This window comes from Janthinobacterium sp. LM6, from assembly GCF_002002885.1.
Taxonomy (GTDB): domain Bacteria; phylum Pseudomonadota; class Gammaproteobacteria; order Burkholderiales; family Burkholderiaceae_D; genus Janthinobacterium; species Janthinobacterium kumbetense.
The window spans coordinates 4,590,635-4,616,642 of sequence record NZ_CP019510.1 but is presented as its reverse complement, the minus strand read 5'-3'; the positions used below and the strand labels follow the sequence as shown (position 1 = coordinate 4,616,642).

The 26,008-nt window shown below is 64.8% G+C and carries 25 protein-coding genes and 1 riboswitch; of the genes, 14 read left to right on the top strand and 11 right to left on the bottom strand.

The features are described 5' to 3' along the window. The first annotated feature begins 78 nt into the window (after positions 1 to 78). The 3 genes from BZG29_RS20210 (at position 79) to BZG29_RS20200 (ending at position 2,685) form a co-directional block, all read left to right on the top strand. Positions 79 to 663, top strand: a complete 585-nt coding sequence (locus BZG29_RS20210) for a LysE family translocator (RefSeq protein WP_077406840.1) — start codon at positions 79 to 81, stop codon at positions 661 to 663. Positions 664 to 672: 9 nt separating this feature from the next. Then, complete coding sequence (locus tag BZG29_RS20205) at positions 673 to 2,139, top strand: PLP-dependent aminotransferase family protein (protein WP_077406837.1); 1,467 nt, start codon at positions 673 to 675, stop codon at positions 2,137 to 2,139. Between the two features lie 147 nt (positions 2,140 to 2,286). Beyond that, a complete protein-coding gene (locus tag BZG29_RS20200; RefSeq protein ID WP_077406834.1) occupies positions 2,287 to 2,685 on the top strand; it encodes a VOC family protein in 399 nt (132 codons plus the stop codon). A gap of 27 nt (positions 2,686 to 2,712) precedes the next feature. Here the strand turns inward: BZG29_RS20200 and motA are convergent, their stop codons facing one another. Both motA and BZG29_RS20190 read right to left on the bottom strand, forming a co-directional pair. Further along, entirely contained in the window at positions 2,713 to 3,576 is an 864-nt protein-coding gene (gene motA, locus BZG29_RS20195; protein ID WP_077406831.1) for a flagellar motor stator protein MotA, read from the bottom strand. A gap of 42 nt (positions 3,577 to 3,618) precedes the next feature. Then, positions 3,619 to 4,539 (bottom strand): LysR family transcriptional regulator, encoded by a 921-nt coding sequence (locus BZG29_RS20190; protein WP_077406828.1) that lies wholly within the window; start codon positions 4,537 to 4,539, stop codon positions 3,619 to 3,621. Positions 4,540 to 4,636: 97 nt separating this feature from the next. Here BZG29_RS20190 and BZG29_RS20185 point away from each other — a divergent pair, with 97 nt between their 5' ends. Beyond that, on the top strand, positions 4,637 to 5,806 hold the full coding sequence (locus BZG29_RS20185; protein ID WP_077406825.1) for a mandelate racemase/muconate lactonizing enzyme family protein: 1,170 nt from the start codon (positions 4,637 to 4,639) through the stop codon (positions 5,804 to 5,806). Between the two features lie 2 nt (positions 5,807 to 5,808). Here the strand turns inward: BZG29_RS20185 and BZG29_RS20180 are convergent, their stop codons facing one another. Both BZG29_RS20180 and BZG29_RS20175 read right to left on the bottom strand, forming a co-directional pair. Continuing rightward, a complete protein-coding gene (locus tag BZG29_RS20180) occupies positions 5,809 to 6,165 on the bottom strand; it encodes a glyoxalase superfamily protein (protein WP_077406822.1) in 357 nt (118 codons plus the stop codon). Between the two features lie 41 nt (positions 6,166 to 6,206). Beyond that, positions 6,207 to 6,911 carry a hypothetical protein gene (locus tag BZG29_RS20175; RefSeq protein ID WP_077406819.1) on the bottom strand — a complete coding sequence of 235 codons (705 nt, stop codon included), beginning with the start codon at positions 6,909 to 6,911 and terminating at the stop codon, positions 6,207 to 6,209. Positions 6,912 to 7,094: 183 nt separating this feature from the next. Here BZG29_RS20175 and BZG29_RS20170 point away from each other — a divergent pair, with 183 nt between their 5' ends. The 8 genes from BZG29_RS20170 to BZG29_RS20135 all read left to right on the top strand — a co-directional run bounded on the left by BZG29_RS20170 (position 7,095) and on the right by BZG29_RS20135 (position 15,023). Further along, positions 7,095 to 8,153 carry a DUF4105 domain-containing protein gene (locus tag BZG29_RS20170; protein ID WP_171985075.1) on the top strand — a complete coding sequence of 353 codons (1,059 nt, stop codon included), beginning with the start codon at positions 7,095 to 7,097 and terminating at the stop codon, positions 8,151 to 8,153. A gap of 85 nt (positions 8,154 to 8,238) precedes the next feature. Beyond that, positions 8,239 to 9,501: a DEAD/DEAH box helicase gene (locus BZG29_RS20165; RefSeq protein WP_077406813.1), complete on the top strand. Its 1,263-nt coding sequence runs from the start codon at positions 8,239 to 8,241 to the stop codon at positions 9,499 to 9,501. A gap of 81 nt (positions 9,502 to 9,582) precedes the next feature. Beyond that, positions 9,583 to 10,050, top strand: a complete 468-nt coding sequence (locus tag BZG29_RS20160; protein ID WP_077406810.1) for a hypothetical protein — start codon at positions 9,583 to 9,585, stop codon at positions 10,048 to 10,050. A gap of 132 nt (positions 10,051 to 10,182) precedes the next feature. After that, positions 10,183 to 11,049: a response regulator gene (locus BZG29_RS20155; protein WP_077406807.1), complete on the top strand. Its 867-nt coding sequence runs from the start codon at positions 10,183 to 10,185 to the stop codon at positions 11,047 to 11,049. Next, on the top strand, positions 11,046 to 11,378 hold the full coding sequence (locus BZG29_RS20150) for a hypothetical protein (protein WP_077406805.1): 333 nt from the start codon (positions 11,046 to 11,048) through the stop codon (positions 11,376 to 11,378). The genes BZG29_RS20155 and BZG29_RS20150 overlap by 4 nt, the downstream gene beginning before the upstream one ends. Further along, positions 11,375 to 12,214 (top strand): HDOD domain-containing protein, encoded by an 840-nt coding sequence (locus tag BZG29_RS20145; protein ID WP_077406803.1) that lies wholly within the window; start codon positions 11,375 to 11,377, stop codon positions 12,212 to 12,214. The genes BZG29_RS20150 and BZG29_RS20145 overlap by 4 nt, the downstream gene beginning before the upstream one ends. A 14-nt stretch (positions 12,215 to 12,228) precedes the next feature. Next, entirely contained in the window at positions 12,229 to 13,692 is a 1,464-nt protein-coding gene (locus BZG29_RS20140; protein ID WP_077406800.1) for an ATP-binding protein, read from the top strand. 14 nt (positions 13,693 to 13,706) lie between these two features. Continuing rightward, on the top strand, positions 13,707 to 15,023 hold the full coding sequence (locus BZG29_RS20135; protein ID WP_077409207.1) for an HD domain-containing phosphohydrolase: 1,317 nt from the start codon (positions 13,707 to 13,709) through the stop codon (positions 15,021 to 15,023). Here the strand turns inward: BZG29_RS20135 and BZG29_RS20130 are convergent. The 6 genes from BZG29_RS20130 to BZG29_RS20105 form a co-directional block, all read right to left on the bottom strand. After that, the gene (locus tag BZG29_RS20130) at positions 15,020 to 16,342 is read right to left on the bottom strand and encodes an ATP-binding protein (RefSeq protein WP_077406797.1); all 1,323 of its coding nucleotides are present in this window, start codon (positions 16,340 to 16,342) and stop codon (positions 15,020 to 15,022) included. The genes BZG29_RS20135 and BZG29_RS20130 overlap by 4 nt on opposite strands. Positions 16,343 to 16,439: 97 nt before the next feature. Next, entirely contained in the window at positions 16,440 to 17,111 is a 672-nt protein-coding gene (locus tag BZG29_RS20125; RefSeq protein WP_077406794.1) for a hypothetical protein, read from the bottom strand. Next, positions 17,108 to 18,133, bottom strand: a complete 1,026-nt coding sequence (locus tag BZG29_RS20120; protein WP_077406791.1) for an MlaD family protein — start codon at positions 18,131 to 18,133, stop codon at positions 17,108 to 17,110. The genes BZG29_RS20125 and BZG29_RS20120 overlap by 4 nt, the downstream gene beginning before the upstream one ends. Before the next feature lie 53 nt (positions 18,134 to 18,186). Further along, positions 18,187 to 19,002, bottom strand: coding sequence for an ABC transporter permease (locus BZG29_RS20115; protein ID WP_077409206.1), 816 nt, complete (start codon positions 19,000 to 19,002; stop codon positions 18,187 to 18,189). A 211-nt stretch (positions 19,003 to 19,213) separates the two neighbouring features. Further along, complete coding sequence (locus BZG29_RS20110; RefSeq protein ID WP_077406788.1) at positions 19,214 to 19,537, bottom strand: hypothetical protein; 324 nt, start codon at positions 19,535 to 19,537, stop codon at positions 19,214 to 19,216. Positions 19,538 to 19,661: 124 nt separating this feature from the next. Beyond that, complete coding sequence (locus tag BZG29_RS20105; protein ID WP_077406785.1) at positions 19,662 to 20,537, bottom strand: LysR family transcriptional regulator; 876 nt, start codon at positions 20,535 to 20,537, stop codon at positions 19,662 to 19,664. Positions 20,538 to 20,671: 134 nt separating this feature from the next. Between BZG29_RS20105 and BZG29_RS20100 the strand changes: the two genes are divergently transcribed. Continuing rightward, positions 20,672 to 22,042 carry an MFS transporter gene (locus tag BZG29_RS20100; RefSeq protein WP_077406782.1) on the top strand — a complete coding sequence of 457 codons (1,371 nt, stop codon included), beginning with the start codon at positions 20,672 to 20,674 and terminating at the stop codon, positions 22,040 to 22,042. A gap of 16 nt (positions 22,043 to 22,058) precedes the next feature. Here BZG29_RS20100 and ribB read toward each other — a convergent pair whose 3' ends face one another. Further along, positions 22,059 to 22,706, bottom strand: a complete 648-nt coding sequence (gene ribB, locus BZG29_RS20095; protein ID WP_077406779.1) for a 3,4-dihydroxy-2-butanone-4-phosphate synthase — start codon at positions 22,704 to 22,706, stop codon at positions 22,059 to 22,061. A 94-nt stretch (positions 22,707 to 22,800) separates the two neighbouring features. Then, positions 22,801 to 22,951, bottom strand: a riboswitch (FMN riboswitch). 185 nt (positions 22,952 to 23,136) lie between these two features. On the opposite strand from ribB, the gene BZG29_RS20090 reads away from it, so the two are divergent. After that, positions 23,137 to 25,980: an insulinase family protein gene (locus tag BZG29_RS20090; RefSeq protein ID WP_077406776.1), complete on the top strand. Its 2,844-nt coding sequence runs from the start codon at positions 23,137 to 23,139 to the stop codon at positions 25,978 to 25,980. Positions 25,981 to 26,008: the final 28 nt, after the last annotated feature.

The window sequence follows — 26,008 nt, the reverse complement described above, 5'->3', positions numbered from 1 at the left end:
GTACGCGCTGCCTTGTGCCTTGTCGCTGGCGTGCCGCGCTTCTAGACTGGGGCCTTCTCCACGCTGCGACTGCCTGCCATGACCGAACTTCTGCCCCTGATGAGCTATTGCTTTGTGATGTCCGCCACCCCCGGTCCGAACAACGTCATGCTGGCCACCACCGGCGCCAATTTCGGCTATCGCGGCGCGCTGCCGGTGATCCTCGGCATCCAGGCCGGCATCTTTGTGCAGACCGTGCTCATGTGCGTGGGGCTGGGCAGCGTGTTCGTCGCGTACCCGATGGCGCAGCAGTTGCTGCGGATCGCGGGCGCGCTGTACCTGATGTTCCTGGCCTGGAAGCTGGCCGGCGCCTCGGTGGCGGGAAGCAGCGCGCCGAAGGCCGTGTCGTTTGCGCAGGCGGCGCTGTTTCAGGCGCTGAACCCGAAGAGCTGGCTCAAGGCTGTCACCATGGCGTCCGTCTTCATGCCTGCGCAGGGCAACATGCTCGCCAGCGCGCTGCTGGTGTCCGTGACCGGCACCGTGGTGGGCACGCCGTGCAACGCCATGTGGGCGCTGTTCGGCGTCTCGATCCGCGGCGTGCTGAAAGCGCCCCGCAACCAGCGCATCTTCAATCTGGCGATGGGGGCCGTCCTGCTGGTCCTCGCCGTGACGTTTTTACGCTAGACTGGCACCATGTTCGCCATCGACCGTTCCTCCCCCGTCGCCCTGTTCCAGCAGATCGAAGCCGCCTTGCGCCAGCAGATCGCGCAACGCGTCCTGCCTGGCGGGACCAGGCTGCCGTCGATCCGCCAGCTCGCCACGCAACTCGCGGTGAGCACCAACACCGTGGTGGTGGCGTATGACAGGCTGGTGGCCGCCGGCGTCATCGATACGCACGGCACGACGGGCTTCTTCGTCTGCACGCCAGCTGACGCCGGCAGCGCCATTCCCGACGAGGTGGCGCTGGAAGCGGGCCAGGAGCAGGAGCCGGTCTGGCTGAGCCAGCAAGTGAACGACCAGCGGCCGGGCGTGCTGCTGGCCAGCAGCGGCGCCTTGCCGCCCACCTGGCTGCAGGACGCGCTGCCGGCGGCCGCGGTGCAGCGTGGCCTGGCGCGCAGCGCGGCCGGCATGGCCTCGCGCTGTCCGCCGCAAGGGCTGGCCGAACTGCGCGAGCAGATCGCGCTGCTGTTGCGCGGCATCGGCATCGCCGCGGACGCCGGCCACATCCTCACCACGTTCGGCGGCACCCATGCCATCGACCTGATCTGCCGCACCTTCCTGCAGCCCGGCGATACGGTGCTGGTGGAAGACCCCGGATACTTCCTGATGTTCGGCAGGCTGCGCCAGGACGGCGTGCGCCTGGTGCCGATTAAGCGCCGTCCCGACGGCCTCGACCTGGACGAGCTGGACGCGGCCTGCCGCGCGCACCGTCCGCGCCTGCTGTTCGTGCAGACGGCCTTGCACAACCCCACCGGGTGGAGCAGCAGCGCCGCCAACCTGCACAAGGTGCTGATCCTGGCGCAGCAGCATGGCTTCCTGATCGCCGAAGACGACGTGCACGGCCATTTCCAGCCCGGCCACAGCACGCGGCTGGCATCGCTGTCCGGGCTGGACGGCGTGATCTACTATTCCAGCCTGTGCAAGGCGCTGAGCCCGGCCCTGCGCATGGGCTACCTGGCCGCGGCACCCGCCTTGCTCAAGCTGCTGATGCGCACCAAGATCCACGCCATCATGACTTTGCCTGCGTTGAACGAATATGTGTTGCTGGAAGTGCTCAAAGCCGGCAACCTGCGCAAGCACCTGGAGCGGCTGCAACGCAAGATCATGGTGGCGCGTAACGCCAGCACGCGGCAATTGAGCGCGGCCGGCGTGCTGTTCGAGCAGCCCGGCGACGCCGGCATTTTCCTGTGGGGCAGCATGCCCGAAGGGCTGGACGTGGACTTGCTGGTGCAGGACGCCTACCGCAACAAGATCCTGCTGATGCGCGGCGCCGCGTTCTCGGCTAACGACACGCCCGACCAGCACATCCGCTTCAACGTCGCCTTCAGCCAGCATCCCCGCGTGAGCGCCTACCTGGAAGAACGCCTGCGCGCGGTGGCTGGCGCACGCTCAAGCCTGGCCCGCGCCCGCGGCGCCGCCAGCATCGGGGGCAAGTCCTGAGCATGGTCTGCGCCTTTCTTCAGCATTTGTTGATATTCTAGAGGGGCTCTTTTTTCACCAGCGTGTCAATTTGGTGCGCCGCCACCCGTCGCCGGGACGGCGCACCGCTTGCCCATTCCACTTTCACCAGGGAAACAAGGAAGCGCCATGAACAAACAGATCATCCTCAACCTGCCCGTGAAGGACCTGGATAAATCCAGGGCCTTCTTTTCCGCCCTCGGCTTTACCTTCAATTCCCGCTTCAGCGGCGAAAACGCGGCCTTCATGAACATCGTCGACGACACCATCCAGGCCATGCTGACGACCGAAGCCTTCTTCCAGTCCCTGATCGGCAAGCCGGTGGCGAAGGCCAAGGAAGCCAATGAAGTGGTCATTTGCCTCAGTTGCGAAAGCCGGGAAGAGGTGGACAGCCTGATCGCCAAGGCCAGGGCCGCCGGTGGCCGCATCCCGCATCCGCCCGAAGACCATGGCTTCATGTATGACCAGGGCTTCGAGGATATCGATGGCCACCTGTGGAACCTGGTCTGGACGGCGCCGGAAGCCTGAAGCGCCGGGCAAGCGGAACAGGCGGGATCAGTTCTTCGTGCGCACCTGGCGCACGTGGTTTTCCAGTTCGCTGAACGACGGGCGTTCCGTGGCGGAAATGACCTTGCGGCCGAATTCCACGGCCAGCGCCGGGGCGTAGCCGTTCAGGCTGGCCAATAACGTCACTTTCACGCACTGGTACATCTTTGCCGTTTCATGGTGCTTGCGGCGCAGCAAGCTGGCCAGCGGCGCGATGAAGCCATACGCCAGCAGGATGCCGATGAAGGTGCCCACCAGCGCCTGCGCGATCAGCACGCCCAGCTCGGCCGGCGGCAAGCCGACGGAGGCCATCGTGTGCACCACGCCCATCACGGCGGCCACGATGCCGAAGGCGGGCATGGCGTCGGCCAGCTGCGAAATCGTCTGGATCGGCATTTCCGCATCTTCATGGTGCGTTTCGATCTCGTTATCCATCAGGTTTTCGATCTGGTAAGCATCCATATTGCCGGACACCATCAGGCGCAAATAATCGGTAATGAATTCCAGGATGTGCTCGTCGCCGAGCGTGTACGGGTATTTCACGAAGATGGGACTGCGGTACGGATCGTCGATATCGTCTTCGACCGACATCAAGCCTTCCTTGCGGATCTTGCTGAGGATTTCATACATCAGTCCCATCAGTTCCATATAGCGCGCCTTCGTGTATTGCGAACCGTGGAACAGGGTGGGAATGGCGGCGAACGTGGCGCGGATGGCCTTGGCGTCGTTGCCGACAAAGAAGGTGCCCAGCGCCGCGCCGCCGATCATCAGCAGTTCCAGCGGCTGGAACAGGGCCGCCAAATGGCCGCCCTGCATGGCGAAGCCGCCGAAGACGGAAAACAGCACGACGAGAAATCCGAGTATGACTAGCAAAACCTACTCCTTCATAATATTGCCATATCGCAATATTGTAGTTTAACCTGATTTGGCCGCCGTGGCCGCTTCCGGCTGCAACTGCTGGATGAGAAAATTGATAAAAGCGCGCACTTTGGCGGGCAACTGGTGGCGGCTCGGATAATAGGCATACAGGTCGGCCGGCGCCAGTGCGTAATCTTCCAGCACTATGCGCAGGCGGCCGCTGTCGAGGTAGCGCGCCAGGTCCCATTCCGAGCGCAGCAGGATGCCGTGGCCGTCCAGCGCCCAGCCCAGCACCACGTCGCCATCGTTGCTGGCTACCGTGCCGCGCACCTTCACCGTATGGGTGGCGCGGCCGCGGCTCAAACGCCAGATGCCGTAGGCGTCGTCATTCTGCCGGTGCACGATGCAGCGGTGTTGCGCCAAGTCGTCGGGCGTTTGCGGCGTGCCGTGCTCCTGCAGGTAGGCGGGCGAGGCGCACAGGAAACGCCGGTTCGACATGATGCGCCGCGCCGACAGGCGCGTGTCGGGCAAGTCGCCGAAGCGGATGCCCAGGTCGTACGCCTGCTCGACGAGGTTGATGGGGCTGTCCGTCAGTTGCAGCTGCACTTCCAGCTGCGGGTGGCGCAGGGCGAATTGCGACAGCAGGGGCGCGATCACCGTGCGGCCGAAACCCAGGGTGGCGTTGACGCGCAGCAAACCACGCGGTTCCGCGCTGCCGCTGGCCAAGGACTCTTCCATGGCGCGGATGTCGTCGAGGATTTGCCGCGCCTGCTGCAGATAGCTTTCGCCGTCGCCCGTCAGGCTGATGCGCCGCGTGCTGCGGTTCAGCAGCCGCACGCCCAGGCGCTGCTCCATCAACTGCAGGCGCTTGCTGACGGCGGGCGGCGTGATGCCCAGCTCGCGCGCCGTGGCCGACAGGCTGCCCAGCTTGGCCAGCAGCACAAAGAAGGCCATTTCCGTGGTGGCGTCGCTTTTCATTATTAACTTGAAGTGAAGAATGGTTTAAATTGCTATCGATTATACGGCTGCATATCGCGGTTAAGCTGGCGTCACCATTCAAGCACAGGAGAGCCGCATGAAAATCGTCGAAATCCGCGAAAAGACCATCCCCATCTCTTCCCCCATCCGCAACGCCTACATCGATTTCACGAAGATGACGTTAAGTCTGGTGGCCGTCGTCACGGATGTGATGCGCGACGGCAAGCCCGTCGTCGGCTACGGCTTCAATTCGAATGGCCGCTACGGCCAGGGCATGCTGATGCGCGAACGTTTCATCCCGCGCATCCTCGACGCCGATCCGGCCAGTCTCGTGACGGATGACGGCGCCAACCTCGACCCGCACAAGGTATGGGATTGCATGTACACCAATGAAAAGCCGGGCGGCCATGGCGAGCGCTCGGTAGCCATCGGCACCATCGACATGGCCATCTGGGACGCCGTGGCGAAGATCGAGAACAAGCCGCTGTTCCAGTTGCTGGCCGAACGCCACGGCACGGGCGTGCCCGACAAAAAGGTGTTCGTGTATGCGGCCGGCGGCTATTACTATCCGGGCCAGAGCCTGTCCGCCTTGCAGGACGAGATGCGCAGCTATATCGACCGCGGCTACACGGTGGTCAAGAAGAAGATCGGCGGCGCCTCGCTGGACGAGGACTTGCGCCGCATCGACGCCATCATGGAAGTGCTGCAGGATGGACAGAAGCTGTGCGTGGACGCGAACGGCCGTTTCGACCTCGATACGTCGATCGCCTACGCCAAGGCGCTGCGTGAATACGACCTGTTCTGGTACGAGGAGGCGGGCGACCCGCTCGACTTCGAGCTGCAAGCGACCCTGCGCAGCTATTATGACAAGCCGATGGCGACGGGCGAAAACCTGTTTTCCATGCAGGATGCGCGCAACCTGATCCGCTACGGCGGCATGCGCGCCGACCGCGACTGGCTGCAGTTCGACTGCGCCCTCAGCTACGGCCTGGTGGAATACCTGCGCACCTTGGACATGCTGCACCAGCACGGCTGGTCGCGCAGCCGCTGCATCCCGCACGGCGGCCACCAGATGTCGCTGAATATCGCGGCCGGCCTGGGCCTGGGCGGCAATGAATCGTATCCGGACTTATTCCAGCCGTTCGGCGGCTTTCCCGACGGCGTGCGCGTGGAAAACGGCCACATCACCATGCCGGACCTGGTCGGCATCGGCTTCGAGGGCAAGGCGAACCTGTATGCGGAAATGCGGGCGCTGAGCGGGCAATAGGGTTACTCGCTACGCTGCCAGAAGCGCAGCCGGTTGCCGAACGGGTCCGCCACTTCCAGGATGCGGCCCCAATCCTCGTCGCGGATGCCGGGCCGCGCATACGGGTAATCCTTCGCCTGCAGTTCCGCGTGCAGGGCGGCGATATCGTCGACGGGGATCAACAGCGCAGCACCTGGCGTGGCGTCGCCGTAGTGCTCGGACAGATGCAGCACGAGATCACCGCGCGTCACCTGAAGGTACAGCGGCGCCGTGGGCTCGAAGCGGTGTTCCCAGTCCAGGGTGAAACCGAGAAAACCGAGGTAGAACTCGCGTGTTTTTTCTTCGGAAAAGCTGCGCAGGATGGGGATGGGAGCATGCATGGCGGTGCTTTCAACAAGGTGGCGATGCCTTCATTCTAGCCTCAGGCCAGCGCCCGCCGTTTGATTTGCGCGGCGGGGCTGGCCTTCTCCCAGCGGAACAGCCACATGATGATCAGCTTGGTCGTGGCGCTGACGCAGGCCAGCAGCAGCAAGGGCCAGCCTGTCGATACCCCCATGACGCAGGCAAAGAGGATGGTGCTGGCATCCATCGCCAGGATGAACTGGCTCATTTTCAGGGACACGGCACCCGTCCTGCCCGAGCGCCAGATCAAGCGGATCTGGTGCGCGTAGCCCTGCGCCAGCAGCACGGTGACGGCAACGATCAGGCTTTGCGAGATCACGCGCTTTTCATCCGTAAAGGTGGGGCCGAACAGCAATCCCGCCACGCCCGCACCCAGCAGCAGCGCGCAGGCCAGCAGCGCATTGCGCGATGTCAAGCTGCGGCGGTCGCGGTGGATTTCATACAGGATGGCCAGCGCGATCAGCGAGGCGACCAGGCGGGGCCAGACGATGTAGTGGTTGAACGGCGTGATCGAATAGCCGTACACGAAAAACGCGCAATACGCGAGGAAGCTGACGGTGAACTGGTTGATGGACAGGATGTCCGTCGTCTGGCCGGCGCCGATGCCGGCATCGCGCTTGCGCCGCCAGATTTTTTGCAGCTGCGACCACAGGCCGTACAGGCTGACGACGATGAAGAGGGAATTGAGGCTGCCGGCGAGGGCGTACAGGGAAGGGGGCTGCAAGGTATCTCCTGGGAAAGCCAAGGCGCCGCTGCCGTGACAGGCTGCCTTGTCTATACATTTTATTTTGGCAATATGCTCTCATGAAATAAATTAGCAGGCAAGCAATGATTGCGCTGTCGCGTCCTGTTGCCGCAGCAGTTGCCTGAACGTACCTGTTCCTGCGCTTGGCCCTATAATTGCGGCATGACTTTCTTATCACTGCGTGCCCGCTCCGTGCTGGGCAGTATCGGCAAAATGGCCGTTTCCCTGATTCTCCTGTTGACCGCACTGTGGGGCGCGCTGGCGCTGTGGTACCAACTGTCCGGCGGCACGGCGGCGCAAGCCATCGGCGCGCTGCTGTGGGGCGCGCTGGGCGTGGCCAGCATCGCGCTGTGGTGGACGCGCGGCGATGTGCGCGTGTTGCTGCCGTATGCGGCCGGTTTTATCCTGCTGCTCCTGTGGTGGAGCCTGATCACGCCGAAGCAGCAGCGCGTGTGGGCCGACGACGTGGCGCGCAATGTGACGGGCACGCTCAAGGGCAATCTCGTGACCCTGGACAATGTGCGCAATTTCGACTGGCGCAGCGATGACGACTACACGGTCAAGTGGGAGCAGCGCAGCTACGACCTCGACGAACTGCGCACGGTGGATACGGCGCTGTCGTACTGGACGGGCCCCTATATCGCGCATACCCTGATCTCGTTCGGCTTTGCCGACGGGCGCTTTTTGACGTTTTCCATCGAGATCCGCAAGGAAAAGGGCGAGAGCTTTTCCGCCATCGGCGGCTTCTTCAAGCACTTCGAGATGAGCCTGATCGCCGCCGACGAGCGCGACATCCTGCGCGTGCGCACGAATGCGCGGGGCGAGGACATGCATCTGTACCGCGTGATGATGCCGAAAGCGGCCATGCGCTCGCTGTTCCTCGCCTACCTGGACGAGGCGCAATCGCTGAAAAACCAGCCGCAGTTCTACAACACGCTGACGGCCAACTGCACCACCATCGTCTTCGAGATGGTGCGCCGCATCGTGCCGGGCCTGCCGCTCGATTACCGGCTGATGGCCTCGGGCTACCTGGACCGCTACCTGTTCGACGTCAAGGGCCTGGTGCCCGGCCAGACCTTCCAGCAGCTGCGTACGGGGGGCCACGTCACGGCGCGCGCGCGGGCGGCCAACGACGACGCGGATTTTTCGCATGCGATCCGCCGCGGCATGCCGGGCTATGACGAAGCGGGCTTTCCGAAGCTGCAAATGCCCAGGCAGTAAGCGCCTGCTTTATACTGTCGCTATTCCGACCGGCCGCACATTGCGGCCGGTCTCACTTCATGACTAAATAATAAGAAGGCCCGCTATGCCATTTTCCTCACTGGGTCTGATTCCCGCCCTGGTCCGCGCCGTCGACAAGGCCGGCTATGCCGCGCCGACGGCCATCCAGGCGGCCGCCATTCCCGCCATCCTGCGCGGCAGCGACGTGCTGGGCGCGGCGCAGACGGGTTCCGGCAAGACGGCCGCCTACGCGCTGCCGCTGCTGCAGGCGCTGATGGCGCCCGTTTCCGGCCCGCGCCAGGTGCGCGCGCTGATCCTCGTGCCCACGCGCGAACTGGCGGCGCAGGTGGGGCAGACGGTGCACGCGCTGGCCAAGCCGCTGCCCGTCAAACTGAAGATTTCCGTGCTGTTCGGCGGCGTGTCGATCAATCCGCAGATGATGGACTTGCGCGGCGGCGCCGATATCGTCGTCGCCACGCCGGGCCGCCTGCTGGACCTGGTGCGCCAGAATGCCGTGAAACTGGGCGGCGTGTCGCTGTTCGTGCTCGACGAGGCCGACCGTCTGCTCGACATGGGTTTCAGCGAGGAAATCAACGCCATCCTGGCGCTGCTGCCCAAGCAGCGGCAAAACCTGTTCTTCTCCGCCACCTTCCCCGACAACGTGCAGGCGCTGGCCGACGGCCTGCTCCGGGAACCCGTGCGCATCGAGGTGGCATCCGAACCGCAGGACAAGCCCGACATCGTGCAGCGCGCCATCACGGTCGACGTGCCGCGCCGCACGCAGCTGCTGCGCTACCTGATCCTGCAGCAGCAGTGGGAGCGCGTGCTGGTGTTCGTCGCCACCAAGTACGCGGCCGAACACGTGGCCGACAAGCTGCAGCGCGCGGGCTTGCACGTGGGCGCCTTCCACGGCGAATTCAGCCAGGGCACGCGCAGCCAGCTGCTGGCCGACTTCAAGGCGTGCCGTTTGCAGGTGCTGGTCGCCACCGACGTGGCCGCGCGCGGCATCGACATCGCCGGCTTGCCGGCCGTCGTCAACTATGACTTGCCCCGTTCGGCCGTCGACTACACGCACCGCATCGGCCGCACGGGCCGCGCCGGCGAAAGCGGCACGGCCATCAGCTTCGTGACGGCCGATACGGAAGCGCATTTCCGCCTGATCGAAAACCGCAACGACTTGCGCATCGTGCGCGAAGTGGTGGCCGGTTTCGAGCCGACGGAATTGCCCGCGCCCGTGCATCCCGTCACCGATACGGTCAACGGCGGCGTAAAGGGCGCGCGCAAGAGCAAAAAGGACAAATTGCGTGAAGCGGCTGCCCTGGCGGCGAAAGCGGCCGAGGGCAATTAAATCCATCTTATGTGCGCTGGCCGCTTGAACGGCCACGTTTCCCGGACTAAGATTGTGTTTCTATAAAGCAAGGGGACGTGCATGCACAGGATCATCATCAAACGGGCGGCCGCTGCCGCCTGCCTCGCGGCGCTGGCCGCTTGCGCCGGCATGGGCGGCAACCATGGCACGTCCGGCGGCATGCAGATGCCGGGCAAGACGCCGGCCGATGCCGCCGTGGCCGCCACCTGGTACAACCCGCCCAGCGAATTTCCCGGCATTTGCCTGACCCAGTTCAAGGATGGCAGCCTGCGTTTCGACGGCGGCTTCGCCTTCTTCAATCCGGGCCGCTGGGCCTACGATGCGGCCACGTCCGAACTGCGTTTGCAGCTGGCGCCGACCCCATCTTTGGCCCTGTCGCACGCGCAAACGGTGCTGCACCAGAACCTGCTGAGGGTCGAGGCGACCAGGAATACGCTGGTGTACGCCGTGAAGGCCGATACGCAAGCCATCGGCCTGGGCGGCTTTGTGTTTTACCGCGACACGCCGTGTCCGGCACGGCGCGGATAAGTGCCATCAGGGAATATTTAGTCGTATAATTTCAAGACAAGCTGGCTGCCGCGCAAGACTAGACTGTCTCGCGCGGCGGACTCCCCCTCCAGGCAAGCTCCCGTATCGCCACGGCGATGAGAGGATGGTCCGATGGATGTGCACGACGAGCATGGTGTGCCGGGTACTGCGGTGCTGGCGGCGGACGCCGGGTCGCCGCCTGCGGCGCCGCCGCGCACCTTGCTGCTGGTCGATGACGAGCCGAATATCCTCGCTTCCCTGAAGCGCCTGCTGCGGCGCGACGGCTACCATATTTTGACGGCCGGCAGCGGCCAGGAAGGGCTGGACGTGCTGGCCAGCCATGCCGTCGACGTCATCGTGTCGGACCAGCGCATGCCCGGCATGCTGGGCGCCGACTTCCTGCGCAAGGCCAAGCTGCTGTGCCCGCAAACCATCCGCATCATGCTGTCGGGCTATACCGAGTTGCAAGCCGTCACGGACGCCGTCAACGAAGGCGCCATCTTCAAGTTTCTTACCAAACCCTGGGAAGACCATCAGTTGCGCGAGCATATCGCCGAAGCGTTTCGCCTGAAGGGCATCGACGACGACAATGTGCGCCTGAATGCGCAGTTGCGCGACGCCAACCAGGCGCTGGCGGCGGCGAATGCCGCCATGCAGGCGCTGGTGCGCCAGCAGCAGCATCAGATCAACCGCGATGAGGTCAGCCTGGGCATCGCGCGCGAAGTCCTGCAATTTTTGCCGCTGCCCGTGATCGGGCTCGACGACGAAGGCATGATCGCCTTCATCAATGCGGCGGCGGCCAACCTGTTCGAACGGGGCGCGGCCCTGCTGGGCAACGAGGCGGCGATCGTCCTGCCGCAGCTGTTCGACGGGCAGGGCACGCCCCGCCTGGCCGCCATCGATGGCCAGCCGTATGTCGTGGCGGTCCATCCGATGGGCCTGCATTCGCGCTCGCGCGGCAGCCTGGTCACCCTGAGTCGTCATGGAGCGGATACATGAGTGAAAGCGGACGCGAGATTTCCATGGAGCAGGCGCAGGAAGGCATGGTGCTGGCGCAAGCCTTGAACGACGCCAGCGGCGCCGTGCTGCTGGCCCAGGGCGCCACCCTGACGGCGGCGAACCTGACGGCCTTGCGCAGGCGCAATGTGGAGCGCTGCCACGTCGTCATGGACGAGGCGCCGGACCCCGCCGCGCAGGCGCATGCCGAGCAGGAACGCTTGCGCCGCCTGGAACGGCTGGCCGTGCTGTTCCGCGCCACGCCGCCCGATTCCGCCGGCGCGGAACTGCTGGGGCTGCTGCAGCGCTACCGGCAGGGGGGCACGCCATGACACGCCTCAGTTTTGAACACATCATCCGCCAGATACAGGAACTGCCTTCGCTGCCCGTGGTGGTGCTGGAACTGCTGTCGAGTATGGACCAGGACGACACGGACGTGCATGTGCTGGCGCAAAAGATCGAACTGGACCAGGCCCTGGCGGCAAAGACCTTGCGCATCGCCAACTCCTCGTTCTACGGCATGCAATCGAAGGTCACCAGCATTCCGCAAGCCGTTTCCGTGCTGGGCTTTCACAGCATCCGCACCGTCGTCACGGCCTGCGCCCTGACGGGCAGTTTCGCGCCCGTCAGCGGCGGCTTCGATTTCCAGGCGTTCTGGCGCCACTCGCTGGCCACGGCCATCGCCGCGCGCCTGCTGGCGCCGCACTTGCGCGTCAATCCCGAGACGGCGTTCACGGCGGGCCTGCTGCACGACCTGGGCACCCTGGTGCTGGTGACGCGCTTCCCGGCCGAGCACGCGCTCGTGCGCAGCTACCGCCAGGCGCATGACTGCCAGATGGCCGAGGCGGAACTGGCCGTCATCGGCATCGATCATGCGCAGGTGGGCAGCGCCCTGGCCGCCTACTGGAAGTTCCCCGAGGCGATACAACAAGCGGTGGCCGACCACCACGCCATCGAGCGGCTGGAGGCGGGCGGCTTGCCGCTGGCCGTGCACCTGGCCAATGCCGTCGCCCTGGGGCTCGACTTGGCCGGCGTCGACGATGCGCTGGTGCCGCCCCTGTCGCCCACGGGCTGGCGCAGCGTCGCCCTGGACGAGCCGGCCTGGCTGGCGCTGCTGCAACAGACGGAACACACTTTCGATGAAATGTCGCGGATCATGCTGGCATGAACAGGACAGAGGCCATGGAAACAGATGCAGGAAAGGCAATGCCCGCCACGCCGGAACGCCGCCAGGGAGACACCATCGCGCTGTCGGCGTTTTTCGACGGCCATCCCGTGGCCACGTTCGCCATCGACACGGACCATGTGATCACGCACTGGAACAGCGCCTGCGAACAGTTGCTGGGCTTTACGGCCGCCGAGATGGTCGGCACGCGCGACCACTGGAAGGCGTTTTATCCGCAGCCGCGCGCCTGCCTGGCCGACCTGCTGGTGGCCGACGATATCGCGCTCGGTGAAAATGACCTTTACCTGGGCAAGCTGAAGCGCTCTCCCGTGATCCCCGGCGCCTTTGAGGCCGAGGATTTCTTTGCCGATATCGGCCCCGACGGCCATTGGCTGCATTTCACGGCGGCGCCCCTGCGCGACCGCCAGGGCCGCCTGGTGGGCGCCATCGAAACCCTGCGCGACGTGAGCGAGCGGCGCCTGGCGGAACTGGCGCTGCGCAAGGCGCACGACAACCTGGAACACCTGGTGGCCAAGCGCACGGCCCAGCTGGCGGAAATGAACGAGCGCCTGGCCGACGATATCCGCCAGCGCCAGATCGCCGATCTGGAGTTGCGCGAGCGCAACCTGGCCCTGACGGAATTGAACAGCAAGCTGTCGCTGGCCCAGCAAAAGCTGCTGCAGTCGGAAAAGCTGGCCTCGATCGGCCAGCTGGCCGCCGGCGTGGCGCACGAGATCAACAATCCCATCGGCTATGTGTTTTCCAATGTCGGTACCCTGGAAGGCTATCTGGACGACCTGTTTTCCATGCTCGACGCCTATGAGGAAGCGGAGCCGGCCGTCGCCGACCCCGTGGTGGCGGCGCGCCTGCGCGCGCTGCGCGAACAGATCGACCTCGATTTCCTGCGCACCGACATTCCGATGCTGATGGGCGAGTCGAAGGAAGGCATTGCGCGCGTGCGCCGCATCGTGCAGGACTTGAAGGATTTTTCGCGCACGGATGCGCACCAGGAGTGGGTCTGGGCCGACTTGCGCCAGGGCATCGATACCACGCTCAATATCGTGAATAACGAGGTCAAGTACAAGGCCGACGTGGTGCGCGAATATGCCGACATTCCCGATATCGAATGCCAGCCTTCCGAACTGAACCAGGTGATCATGAACCTGGTCGTCAACGCGGCCCACGCCATGGGCGAGGCGCGCGGGCGCATCACCCTGCGCACGGGCAGCGACAACGCCACGGAAGTGTGGATCGAGGTCGAGGACACGGGCGGCGGCATCGCGCCCGAACACCTGTCGCGCATCTTCGACCCGTTCTTCACCACCAAGGCCGTCGGCAAGGGCACGGGGCTGGGCCTGTCGCTGGCCTACACGACGGTGCAGAAACACCATGGCCGCATCGACGTGCGCAGCGTCATCGGCCGCGGCACCACCTTCCGCATCACCTTGCCCGTGCGCCAGGCGCAGGCCGTCGCACCATGACCGAACAGGACAACATGAGCACCAGCACCGCGGCCGCGCCGCCGCCCACCATCCTGTGCGTCGACGACGAACCGAATATCCTGTCGTCGCTGCGCCGCCTGTTCCGCCCGCACGGCTACCGCGTGCTGACGGCCGAGAGCGGCGCGGCCGGCCTGGCTCTGCTGGAGAACGAGACGGTGGACCTGGTCATCTCCGACATGCGCATGCCGCACATGGACGGCGCGCAATTCCTGGCCCAGGTGCGCCAGCGCTGGCCCGGCACCATCCGCCTGCTGCTGACCGGCTATGCCGACATCCAGTCCATCCTCGACGCCATCAACCAGGGCGAGATCTACCGCTACGTGACCAAGCCCTGGGACGAGAACGATATCGTGCTGGTGGTGCGCCACGCGCTGGAACGGCGCGCGCTGGAGCAGGAAAAACGGCGCCTGGAAGCGCTGACGGCCAGCCAGAACGTGGAGCTGCAGGCGCTCAACGCCAGCCTGGAAGCGAAGGTGGCCACGCGCACGCAGCAGCTGAAACTGTCGCACGACGAGGTGCAGGCGGCCAACGAGCGCCTGAAGGCCACGTTCGTGACGACCATCAAGGTGTTTTCCAACCTGATCGAGATGCGCGGCGGCAAGCTGGCCGGCCATGCGCGGCGGGTGGCCGAGCTGTCGCGCAAGCTGGCGCAGGCGCTGGGCCTGGAAGGGCAGGAAGCGCGCGACGTGTTCATCGCGGCCCTGCTCAAGGATATCGGCAAGCTCAGCCTGAGCGACGACGTGCTGGAATTGCCGGCCAGCGCCTGGACGGGCGAACAGCTGGCCGCCTTCCGCAAGCATCCGCTGCGCGCCGAACAGCTGCTGATGGCGCTCGACGAGCTGCGCGCCGTTTCCGTGATCCTGCGCTCGCAGCTCGAACGCTTCGACGGCGGCGGCTTTCCCGATGGCCTGGTGGGCCTGGCCATTCCCATGGGCGCGCGCATCCTGGCGCTGGCGTCGGACTACGACGGCTTGCAGATCGGCGCCATGGTGCAGCGCAGCCTGCGCGCCGAGGAAGCGCGCACCCTGATCTACGACAGCGTCGGCAAGCGCTACGACCCGGCCGTGGTGGCCGCCTTCCGCGGCATCATGGAAGAGACGGAGCCGCCGGCGCGCGACCTGACCGTGCTGTCGGGCCAGCTGGAACCGGGCATGACGCTGTCGCGCGACCTGATCAGCCGCGACGGCCTGATGCTGCTGGCGGCCGAACACGTGCTGACGGCCCGCGTGATCGCCCAGCTGCTCGATTTCGAGGGCAAGAATGGCGGGCGCCTGAGCATCCGCGTGTATGCGCCCGTGAAGGAGGCCTAGGCGTTCGCGGCGCCCGGCGGCTGCAGCGGCAGGTGCACGGTAAAGCGCGTGCCGCGGCCCACTTCCGAGGCCACGTCGATGCGTCCGCCGTGCTTGTTGACGATGCCGTACGACAGCGACAGGCCCAGGCCCGTGCCGCTGCCGACGGCCTTGGTGGTGAAGAACGGTTCGAAGATGCGGTTCAGGTGCTCGGGCGCGATGCCGGCGCCCGTGTCGCCGATCTCCACCCACACCCAGTCGCCGGCGTGGCCGGTGCGGATGCTGATCACGCCGTCGCTGCTGATGGCCTGGCCCGCGTTGACGAGCAGGTTCATGAAGACCTGGTTCAGCTGCGAGGCCAGGCACAGTATCGGCGGCAGCTCGCCATAGTGTTTTTCGATGCGCGCCTTGTATTTCAATTCGTTGGCGACGATGTTCAGGGTGCTGTCCAGGCCCGCATGCAGGCTGGCCACTTGCCAGTCCGTCTCGCCCACGTGGGAAAAATCCTTCAGCGCCTGCACGATGTCGCGCACGCGTTTGAGGCCATCCATCGATTCGCGCACCAGGTCGCCGATGTCGTCCTGCAGGAAGGCCAGGTCGGCCTGCGCGCGCACCTGGGCCACTCTGTCGGCCAGGGCCGGGCCGTCGAGCGGCTCGCCCATTGCCGCTTCATACCGGGCGATGACGTCGAACAGGGTGCCGACATAGCCTTGCAGCGAACTCATGTTCGAATTGACGAAGCCGATCGGGTTATTGATTTCATGCGCGATGCCGGCCGCCAGCTGGCCGATGGACGCCATTTTTTCCGATTGCAGCAGCTGGTCGTGCGCTTCCTGCAACTTGCTGATCAGTAGTTGCTGCTCTTCGCCGCGTGCCTGCAGCATCGCTTCCATGCCCTTGCGTTCCGTGATATCCGTCAGCGAGCCGATCACCTCGAACGGCACGCCATGCTCGTCGCGCACCAGGCGCAGGCTGTCGTGCATCCACAGATAGCTGCCGTCGCGCACGCGGAAGCGGTATTCGTAGGCGCGCGCGCCTTCGACGAAGATCTGCGCCAGGCTGGAAAAAATGCCGGGCGCATCGTCGGGGTGGATGTGGTCGAACCAGAAATTGGGATCGGCCACCATCTCCTCGGGCTGGTAGCCCAGCACATTGAGGGCATTGTTGCTGACGAACGTCATCTTGAAGTCGCCGCTGGGCACGGTGCAATAGATGATGGAGGGGGTATTGTCGAGCAGATATTGCAGGCGCACGGCCGTGGCGGCCGAGGCGTCATCGCCAGGCGCCGCCGCATGCCGGCCGGTATCGGGAGTGGAAAGGTCGAAATCCTCGAACTGCATCGTCACACCTCGCTGCCTGCACGGCATAGCTGTCATCCTGGCTGAATTATGCCTGACTATGCCTGATTCTGCCGGCCTTTGGCCGCCATCGGCGCGCTCAGGGGGCCAGCGGCTGCTCGACGATCGCCATGCGCCGCGCGATGCGCTGCGCCGCCTGCGTGTCGCCCGCCTGTTCGGCGCGCAGGCGCTGCACGCCCAGCCAGGCCAGCAGCGGACGGCGCCAGCCCTGGTCCGAGGCGGTGGCGACGGCCGTATCGAGCAGCTCGGGCGTGGCGCGGCCCGAGCGCAGCAGCACGCCGGCCGCCACCAGCTGCGACAGCGGTTCCTTGATGGCCGCCACGGCGCTGGCGGCGGCTGTGTCCGAGCCGGCGCCGGCGGCCGCGCGCTGCGCTTCCGGCAGCAGGGCGACGTCGGACGTTTGCCCCTTGCCGGCCAGCCAGGCCGCATACGCGCGGTCGGCGGCTGTCGCATCGGCTTGCAGGGCGTCGAAGCCGGCGCAATCCTCGAAGGCCAGGCTGGCCACGCGCGCGGCGCAGCGCAGCAGTTCGATGCGCGCCACCAGTTCCAGCTTGCCCGTGCCGGCCACCTGGCTGCGGGCACGGCGGAATTCCGTCTGTTCGACGAGGGCGTTGCCATTCAGGTAAGCCGCTTGGAAGCGTTCGACGGAACTTTGCGCATTCATTTTCCAGTCCGGCACGGGCGGGCCGCTGGAACAGGCGGCGAGCGTCGTCACAAGCAGGGCAGGCAAGAGGAACTTGATATTTATCATGGCAGTTTGATCTCCGGATTGCGCTTGAACGGCCATTTGCGGTTGATTTCATTGACCAGCTGCTCGACCTTGCGCAGATTGCTTTCCACGTCGGCGCGCAGCGGGCCCAGGTCGGCCGTGGCCGCCCTGGCGTTGGCGCCCACGGCTTGCGCCTCGACCAGCACGGCGTCGACTTTTTTCAGGCTGTTGCGGGTGTCGGCCAGCAGCGCGTTCAGCTGCACGATGGTGGCCTGCGCATCCGTCATCACGCCTTTTTCGCCGAAGACGCGCGTATCGGCATTGGCCACCAGGCCATCCGTGCGGCGCGCCAGCTGGTCCGCCGTGACCAGCAGGGCGTTGGCCCGTTCGATCAGCAGGCGCGACTGCTTGTCGTCGCCCGTCAGCAAGCCCATGGCCCCGCCCGGACCGCTCAGCTTGCCGGTGACGGCCTGCACGTTGCGCATGGTGCCGTCGAGCGCGGAATCGCTGCCCGTCAGGTTGCCCAGGTTGTTGAGCAAATCCTTGGCGGCGGCCAGCAGGCGGGGGATTTCCGCCGCCATGTCGCCCACCAGCAAGTCGCGCGTGGCGTCGTCGGGCAGCGGCGGGTCCGTCAGGATGCCGCTGTAGGCGCGCAGCTTGGCGCCGCCCACGATGCCCCGTTCCAGGGTGAAGATGGAGCTGGTGCGCAGCCAGTGCGCGTCTTTGCGCGGCACGTCGATGATGACGCGCGCGCGCCCGTCCGGCGCCAGCTCGATGCGCTGCACGCGGCCGATGGGAAAGCCGGAAAAGGTCAGGTCGGCGCCCACGCCGACGCCGTCCGAATCGTCGGCCGTCAGCACCAGCGTCTGCGTGGCTTCGAAGGCGCCGCGCGCATACATCAGGTAGACGACGGAGCCGACCACCAGCACGAACATGAAGACGAGCAAAATGGCCGCCTTCAGTTCCGCGTGGCGCACGGGGGGCGGGGCGGGCAGGACGGCATCTTGCGCGACACCGGCGGGCGCCGTCACGTCGACCTGGTCGGGATTTTGGGGTTGGCTCATGGCTTCTGGCTCTCGTTTGGGTGGTTCGGGGATGGCTGGCGGCGGGCGGGGCATCAGTAGTAATTGCCCATCAGCGAAGCCACTTCGACCAGCAGGATGACGGAAAACAGGCGCAGCATTTCAGACAGCCCGTGCGCGGCCCACAGGCGGTTGCGCCGGCCGTGCGGCTCGTCCGGATAGTAGGACGAGGCCAGCGGGATCAGGGCCACGGCAAAGCTGAAGAAGATGACCTTGAGCATCAGGATCAGGGCCACGGCGGGATTGAAGATCTGCCCCACGACGCGCGTGTAGCCTTGCAGCGCCCACGGCGTAAAGCCGTAGATGGTGATGTAGGCGAGGATCAGCGAGGTGACGCAGCTGACGATGGCCAGCATCCACACGGCAAAGATGCCGGACATGACGCGTGGAAAGTATTCGCGGCGCAGCAGGTCGACGCCCTGGCGCTGCATGGTATCGAGCATGCCGGAAGAGCGCATTTGCGCAAACGCAATGCCGTCGGGCAGGGTCAGGCGCAGCGCGACGAACAGGGCGGCCGTCAGCGGGATCAGTTCCAGCACCAGCACGCGCACCACCATTTCCAGCGCATAGCGCGACAGGCCGTAGCTTTGCGCGCTGACGACGACGATGCGTATCAGCACCAGGCTGACGAGCGCGCAGGCGACGCTGAACCACACGAGATTGGGCGCCGTGTTCGTCACAAGGCGGTGTGCGAGGATGGGGCGGTTGTCGCGGTTGTAGCTCGACGGCGACAGGGCCAGCGAAAACACGAGGATGGCGAAATGCAGCATGCGCCACCAGCTGACCAGCCAGGCCATGGTGGCCCGGTGCAAACGGCGCAGGCTGATGATGAGGGAGACGGATAGGGTCATCATGGCATCTTAACATCAGCCCGCCCCGGCAAGCACGGCTAGCGTGCGGGCTGAAGTAGGTCGTAATAAATTATTGTGATTTCTGACTTCCATAACCGGCGCTCTGCGGCGTTACCCGCTGCTAGCAGTGCCTGCACTGCGTCGCAACGGGCGCCTTGCAGCGCATCCGGTTCTGTTCGTCATAACTTCACAATAATTTCCCACGACCTACTTACTCAAACAGGGCGAAGCCGGCCATGACGACCATCAGCACGGCGATGTATTGCATCGGAATCCAGAACAGGGTGTGGCGCTTGCGCAGGATGACTCTTTCCTGCGTGGCCGGGTCGATCAGTTCGCGTCCTGGCGCGTTGTTCAGGCGCACGCCCGCATACCAGCTGGCGGCTGCTGCCAGCAGGAAGGCCAGGGCCAGGGGCCAGGCGTGGTTCTTCGTGTATTCCTCGCCCAGGGTGGCGCCAAACAGCGCTTGCGCTGCCAGTACGACGATGAAACAGATCAAGGGGGCGAGTATGCCGAAGCCTTGCCAGATAAGCATAAAAATTCTCCAGTGGATTGAGGGAACCCGCGGCGGCGTGGCGGTGGCTGTGCCCGGCGGGGTTGCGGAGTTTATCAGACTTATCAAAAAGAAAGTTTCTTTTCGGCACTATTGTGCGCGGCTGTCATGCGGCGCTGGCGGTGGCCACGCTGGCGATGATCGCATCGGCCGCCGCGCGCACGCGGGCCGAGCGGTTCAGATCGGCATGCATGACGAGCCACACGTCGTAGCTTTCCGCCCGCTCGGGCCAGATGCGCACGAGCTGCGGGTCGATATCGCCCAGGTGGGTGGCCAGCTCGGCCACGCCCAGGCCCGCGCGCGTGGCTTCCTGCAGCATCGCCGCCGAGTTCACTTCCATGGCCACCCTGGCGTTGGCGACGGATTCGCCGGCGAGTTTTTCCGCGTGACGGGGCGCCACGGAATGGTGGTAGATGACGATGTCGTGGCCGGCCAGCGCCGTGCCGCGCACGGGTTCGCCCCGTTGCGCCAGGTAGCTTTTTGACGCGTACAGGCCCAGGCTGCGCTTGACCAGGTGGCGCGAGATCAGGTCCGGGTCGGTGGGGCGCACGCCGCGCACGGCCAGGTCCGCTTCGCGCCGCGTCAGGCTGGCCAGCTGCGGCGCCACGTGCAGCACGATGCGGATGTCCGGGTGCGCCGCGTGCAGCCGCTGCATGGCGCGGATGACGAAATGGCTGGCCATGGTGTCCGTGGTGGCCACGCGCACCAGGCCGGACAGGCGGTTGTCGACGCCCTGCATCTCGCGCTGCAGCTTGTCGGCCGCCCGTTCCATCGCTTCGGCCGCGTTCAAGGCCAGCTCGCCGGCCGGCGTGGGCACGTAGCCGGACGGCGTGCGCAGGAACAGGGTCGCGCCCAGCGAACTTTCCAGCGCGGCCAGGCGGCGCCCGCACGTCGCCTGGTCGATGCGCAGCAGGGCCGCCGCACCGCGCAGGGTGCCGGCCCGGCCGATGGCGAGAAAGATGCGCGCGTTATCCCAGTCCATAAGCCCAGTCCATGACGTGTTTCCCTGTCGTTATCTTGATGCATTTTTGCATCATGGTGCCGATTTTATGCCTGTTTACTGCATTCTTCAACACTCGCATAATGACTGCCCCCCTGTCCCTGCAAGGAAATAGCATGCCTGTCCCCACACCTCGCCGCGCCAGCGGCTTGATCCTGCTGACCCTGGCCTTCGGCTTCGTCATGGCCATGCTCGACGTCACGGCCGTCAACGTGGCGCTGTCCGATATCGCGCTGGACTTGAATATTCCGCTGACGGGCCTGGTGTGGGTGGTCGACGGCTACACCTTGACGTTTGCCGCGCTGCTGCTGGCCGGCGGCGCGCTGGCCGACCGCTACGGGCCGAAAGCCGTGTACCAGGGCGGCCTCGGCGTCTTCATCCTCGGCTCGGTGCTGTGCGGCGCCGCGCCCGACGGGCATTTCCTGACGGCGGCGCGCCTGCTGCAGGGCGCGGGCGCGGCCCTGTTCATGCCCAGTTCGCTCAGCCTGCTCACGCACAGCTTTGAAGACGAGCGCGAGCGCACGCGCATGCTCGGTGCATGGTCGGCCCTGGTGGGCGTGGCCGGCGCGTCCGGCCCCCTGATCGGCGGCATCCTCGTGCACCAGTTCGGCTGGCGCAGCGTATTCTGGGTGAATGTGCCGCTGGGCGTGCTGGCCATCGTCATGGCGCAGCTTCTCTTGGTGGCGCCGGCGCGCCAGCCGCGCAATCTGTCTCTGTTCAGCCATGCGCTGGGCGTGGCGGCGCTGGCGGGCCTGAGTTTCGTGCTGATCGAAGGTCCCGTGCTGGGCTGGCTGTCGCCGGGCGTGCTGGCGGCGGGGGCCTTGACGGTGCTGTCCGCCGGGCAATTGCTGCGGCGCGAGCGCAGCGGCAGCCATCCGCTGTTGCCGCGTGCACTGTTTCACAGCAGCAGCTTCGGCGCGGCCAATGGCGTGGGTTTCCTGATCAATTTCTGCGTGTTCGGCCAGCTGTTCTTGTTGAGCCTGTTCCTGCAGCAGTCGGGCGGCGCCGACGCCTTGCAGTCGGGCTTGCGCCTGCTGCCCATGATGGCGGCCTATACGGTGGGGAACTTTATGGCGGGAAGTATTGCGGCGCGTCATGGCACGCGCCTGCCCATGCTGCTAGGCTTGCTGGTGGGTGCCGTCATGGCCTTGCTGCTGATGGCCTTGCGTCCCGGCACGCCATATTTCCTGCTGGCGCTGGGCACGGCTGTCATGAACGTGGCCATCGGCATCGCCATTCCCGCCATGACGGCCACCGTGATGCGGGTGGCCGGCAAGCAGCATGCGAACAGCGCGGCGGCGGCCTTGAATGCGAACCGGCAAATCGGCGCGCTGGTGGGCGTGGCCCTGATCGGCAGCATCCTGCACATGGTGCAAGACTGGTCGCTGCGCCTGCCGCTGGCCTACGCGACGATTGCCATCGCGTATGGCCTGGCGGCGGGCCTCGTCTACCGCCACGTGCATTTGCCGAAGGCCGTGGCCGCCTGAAGGTTGGCCTGACGGGTTATTGCCCGCGCGTGCTGCGCCACTCCACCAGTTCTTCGATGGTCAGGATCGGCATGCCGTGCAGTTCGGCGAAGCGCTCGATATCGCCGCCGCGCATCATGGTGCCGTCCGGGTTCATCAATTCGCACAGCACGGCGGCCGGGTTCAGGCCCGCCATGCGCGACAGGTCGACGGAGCCTTCCGTGTGGCCACGGCGCTCGAGCACGCCGCCGGGCGCGGCGCGCAGGGGGAAGACGTGGCCAGGGCGCACCAGGTCGGCAGGCTTGGCGTTCGGCGCGATGGCGGCGCGGATGGTGGTGACGCGGTCGGCGGCCGACACGCCCGTCGTGACGCCGTCGCGCGCCTCGATGGAGACGGTAAACGGCGTGCCGTAGCGGCTGCCGTTGTCGGACGACATGGGCGGCAATTCCAGCGCGCTGACGACGTCCGTGGGCAGGCACAGGCAGACGATGCCGCTGCATTCGCGGATCAGCAGGGCCATGGTTTCGTTCGTCAATTTCTCGGCCGACAGGATCAGGTCGGCTTCGTTTTCACGGTCGAAATCGTCGAGCAGGATGACGGGGATGCCGGCGCGCATGGCGGCCAGGGCGGATTGGATGCGACCTTCCAGGTCGTTGGAAAGCAGGGTATAGCTGTTGACTAACATGGTGAAACGCTCCTCGCATAGGCGAAAAACGCTGCAGGGCAAGCGAATAGACGCAACTGGCCGCATCGCCGTGGCGATGGGACATCACACTACTGCACATCTTCTTTCATCCGGACTATACCGTCGGCCCCGGAATCACACCGGATCTGCTGACCTCGCCAGGCGGTGCCCGGAAAGCGCTCGCGGGCTTGACCGTTGCCGGTCTTACCGCCGGTGGGGAATCGCACCCCGCCCCGAAGACGTATTGTTGTGCCGGTCCACATGACCGGCGGCAACACTTTAGCACAATTGAAAAAATATGGCAGGGCACTGTTGAGTTTGTCATTCGACAAAGTTGCCTGGGAAAAGCAGTTTTTCCTAAGCTGTTTTTAATGGCGGAAACAGGATTTCAGTGTAAGGTATGCCTACTGAATCTTACCGTTGAGAATACATGAAGCTGAGTAAATTACGCCTGATCTCGGGCGCCGTCTTGCTGGCGTGCGCCTGCATGGCCCAGGCGGAAATCCGTTTGAGCGATCCCTTGCCGCTGGCACCAGAAGTGACCGTCGGAAAATTGCCGAACGGCTTGACCTATTACATCAAGAAAAATGCCCGTCCCGCGCAGAAAGTGGAATTGCGCCTGGTGGTGAAAGCTGGTTCCATCCTGGAAGATGACGACCAGCAAGGCCTGGCCCACTTCACGGAACACATGGCCTTCAATGGCTCCACGCATTTCAAGCGCAATGAGCTGATTTCCTATTTGCAATCGATCGGCGTGAAGTTCGGCGCCGACTTGAACGCCTACACGAGCTTCGATGAAACCGTTTACGTGCTGCCGATTCCGACGAACAAGAAGGAAAACCTGGAAAAGGGTTTTCTCGTGCTGGAAGACTGGGCGCACGGCTTGAAATTCAATCCGGCCGACATCAACAGCGAGCGCGGCATCGTGCTGGAAGAGGCGCGCCTGGGCAAGGGCGCCAGCGACCGCATGAACAAGGTGCTGTATCCGAAGCTGCTGAACGGTTCGCGCTATGCGCAGCGCATGCCGATCGGCAAGGAATCCGTGCTGAAAACCTTCAAGCCGGAAGCCATCAAGCGTTTCTACAAGGATTGGTACCGTCCCGACCTGATGGCCGTGGTGGTGGTCGGCGACGTGGAGCCGAAACAGGCTGAAAAACTGATCCAGCAGCATTTCGGCAAGCTGAAAAACCCGGCGAAACCGCGTCCGCGCCTGTATGCGGAAGTGCCGCAGCGCGCGCAGACGGAAGCGCTGGTGATCACGGACAAGGAAGCGCCGGACGACGCGGTGTTCATCCGCTACCCGATCCGCGCCGCGCAGGAGCCCGTCACCATTGCCGACTACCGCCGCCAGATGATCGAAAACCTGTATGGCCAAATGCTCAGCGCGCGCATGCAGGAATTGACGCAGCAGGCGAACCCGCCGTTCATCCAGGGCGGCAGCAGCATGGGCAAGCTGGTGCGCGGTTATGAATCGTTCAGCGCGTATGCCTTGCTGGGCAAGGGCGGCGTGCAGCCGGCCGTCGATGCGCTGGTGCAGGAAGATGAGCGGGCGCGCCGCTTCGGTTTCAGCCAGGATGAGCTGGACCGCGCGCGCAAGAACATGCTGCGCAATTACGAGCGCGCGTACAGCGAACGCGACAAGTCCGATTCGAGCGGTTTCGTGGCCGAATATTCGCGCAACTTCCTGGAGCAGGAAGCCATCCCCGGCATCGCCAATGAATTGCTGTACGCGCAGGAACTCTTGCCGCAGGTGACCTTGCAGGAAATCAACGAGACGGTGGCCAAGGTGATTCCCGACCAGCAAAAGAAACTGGTGGTCTTCATGGGCGCCGAGCCGAAAGCGGGCGATGCGGCCTCGGTTGTGCCGACGCAGCAGCAATTGCTCGATGCCGTGGCGAAAGCCGAGCAGCAAACCATCGAGCCGCGCACGGAAAAAGTGCTGGCCAGCAAGCTGATGGACGGCCCGCCGGCCGGCGGTAGCATCGTCGCGGAAAAGTTGAACAGCGCCATCGGCGTGACGGAGCTGACCCTGGGCAATGGCGTGCGCGTGCTGCTCAAACCGACGGACTTCAAGAATGACCAGGTGCTGATGGGTTCGACCCGCTTCGGCGGCCAGTCGCTGTTCGGCGACACCGATATCTACAACGCCCGCTACGCCAGCGCCGTGGTCGGCAGCATGGGTTTGAAAGACCTGGCGCCGCTGGACTTGCAAAAAGTGTTGGCCGGCAAGACGGTCAACGTGGGTGCTTCGCTGGGCGAGCTGAGCGAAGGCTTTGGCGGCTCGGCCAGCAGCGCCGACGTGGAAGCCATGCTGCAACTGGTGTATTTGTATTTCCACGACGTGCGCAAGGATGCGGGCCTGTACCAATCCTTCATCGGCAAGCAGCAGGACCTGGCGAAAAACAGCATGGCGCAGCCGGAAGCCGTGTTTTACGATGCCATCCAGCACGCCATGTATGGCGACAACCCGCGCGTCGATGGCGTGCCGCGCGTGGCCGACTTCGACAAGGTGGGCCTGGACCGCTCGCTGGACATCTTCCGCCAGCGCTTTTCCAGCGCGCGCGGCATGACCTTCATCTTCGCGGGCAGCTTCGAGCTCGACAAGATCAAGCCGCTGATCGCCAGCTACCTGGGCACCTTGCCCGTGGCCGACGTGCCGCATGCCTACCGCGACGTGGGCATGCGCCCGGTGACGGGCGTGGTCAAGAAGGATATCTACATGGGCAGCGAGCCGAAGAGCACGATTTCCATCACCTTCAATGGCGACGTGGCGTATTCGGACGAGCAAAAGCTGACCCTGCAGGCGCTGGGCGAGGTGCTGAACCTGAAAGTCATCGAAGTGCTGCGCGAAAAGATGAGCATGATCTATGGCGGCGGTTTTGAAACCTCGATGGGCCAGCATCCGTACGGCCATTATTCCGTGGCCTTGAACTTGCCGACGGGACCGGAAAACGTGGACAAGGTGATCGCCGCCGCGTTTGCCGAAATCAACAAGATGAAGACGGACGGGCCATCCGCGGCGGACCTGGAAAAGGTCAAGCTGAACTGGATCACGCGCCAGCAGAAATCCTTGCGGGAAAATAATTACTGGATGAACCAATTGATGGGTTCGGTAACGCAGGGACGCGACCCCGCGCAGATCCTGCGCTACGAGCAGCGCGTGCGCGCCCTCACGCCGCAAGCCGTCAAACTGGCGGCGCAGCGCTACCTGGACATGGATAACTATGTGCAGGTGGTGCTGTATCCGGAACGTAAAAATGTTGCAGTGAAGTAATCTTCATGCTGGCGTTGCCGGGGCGCCA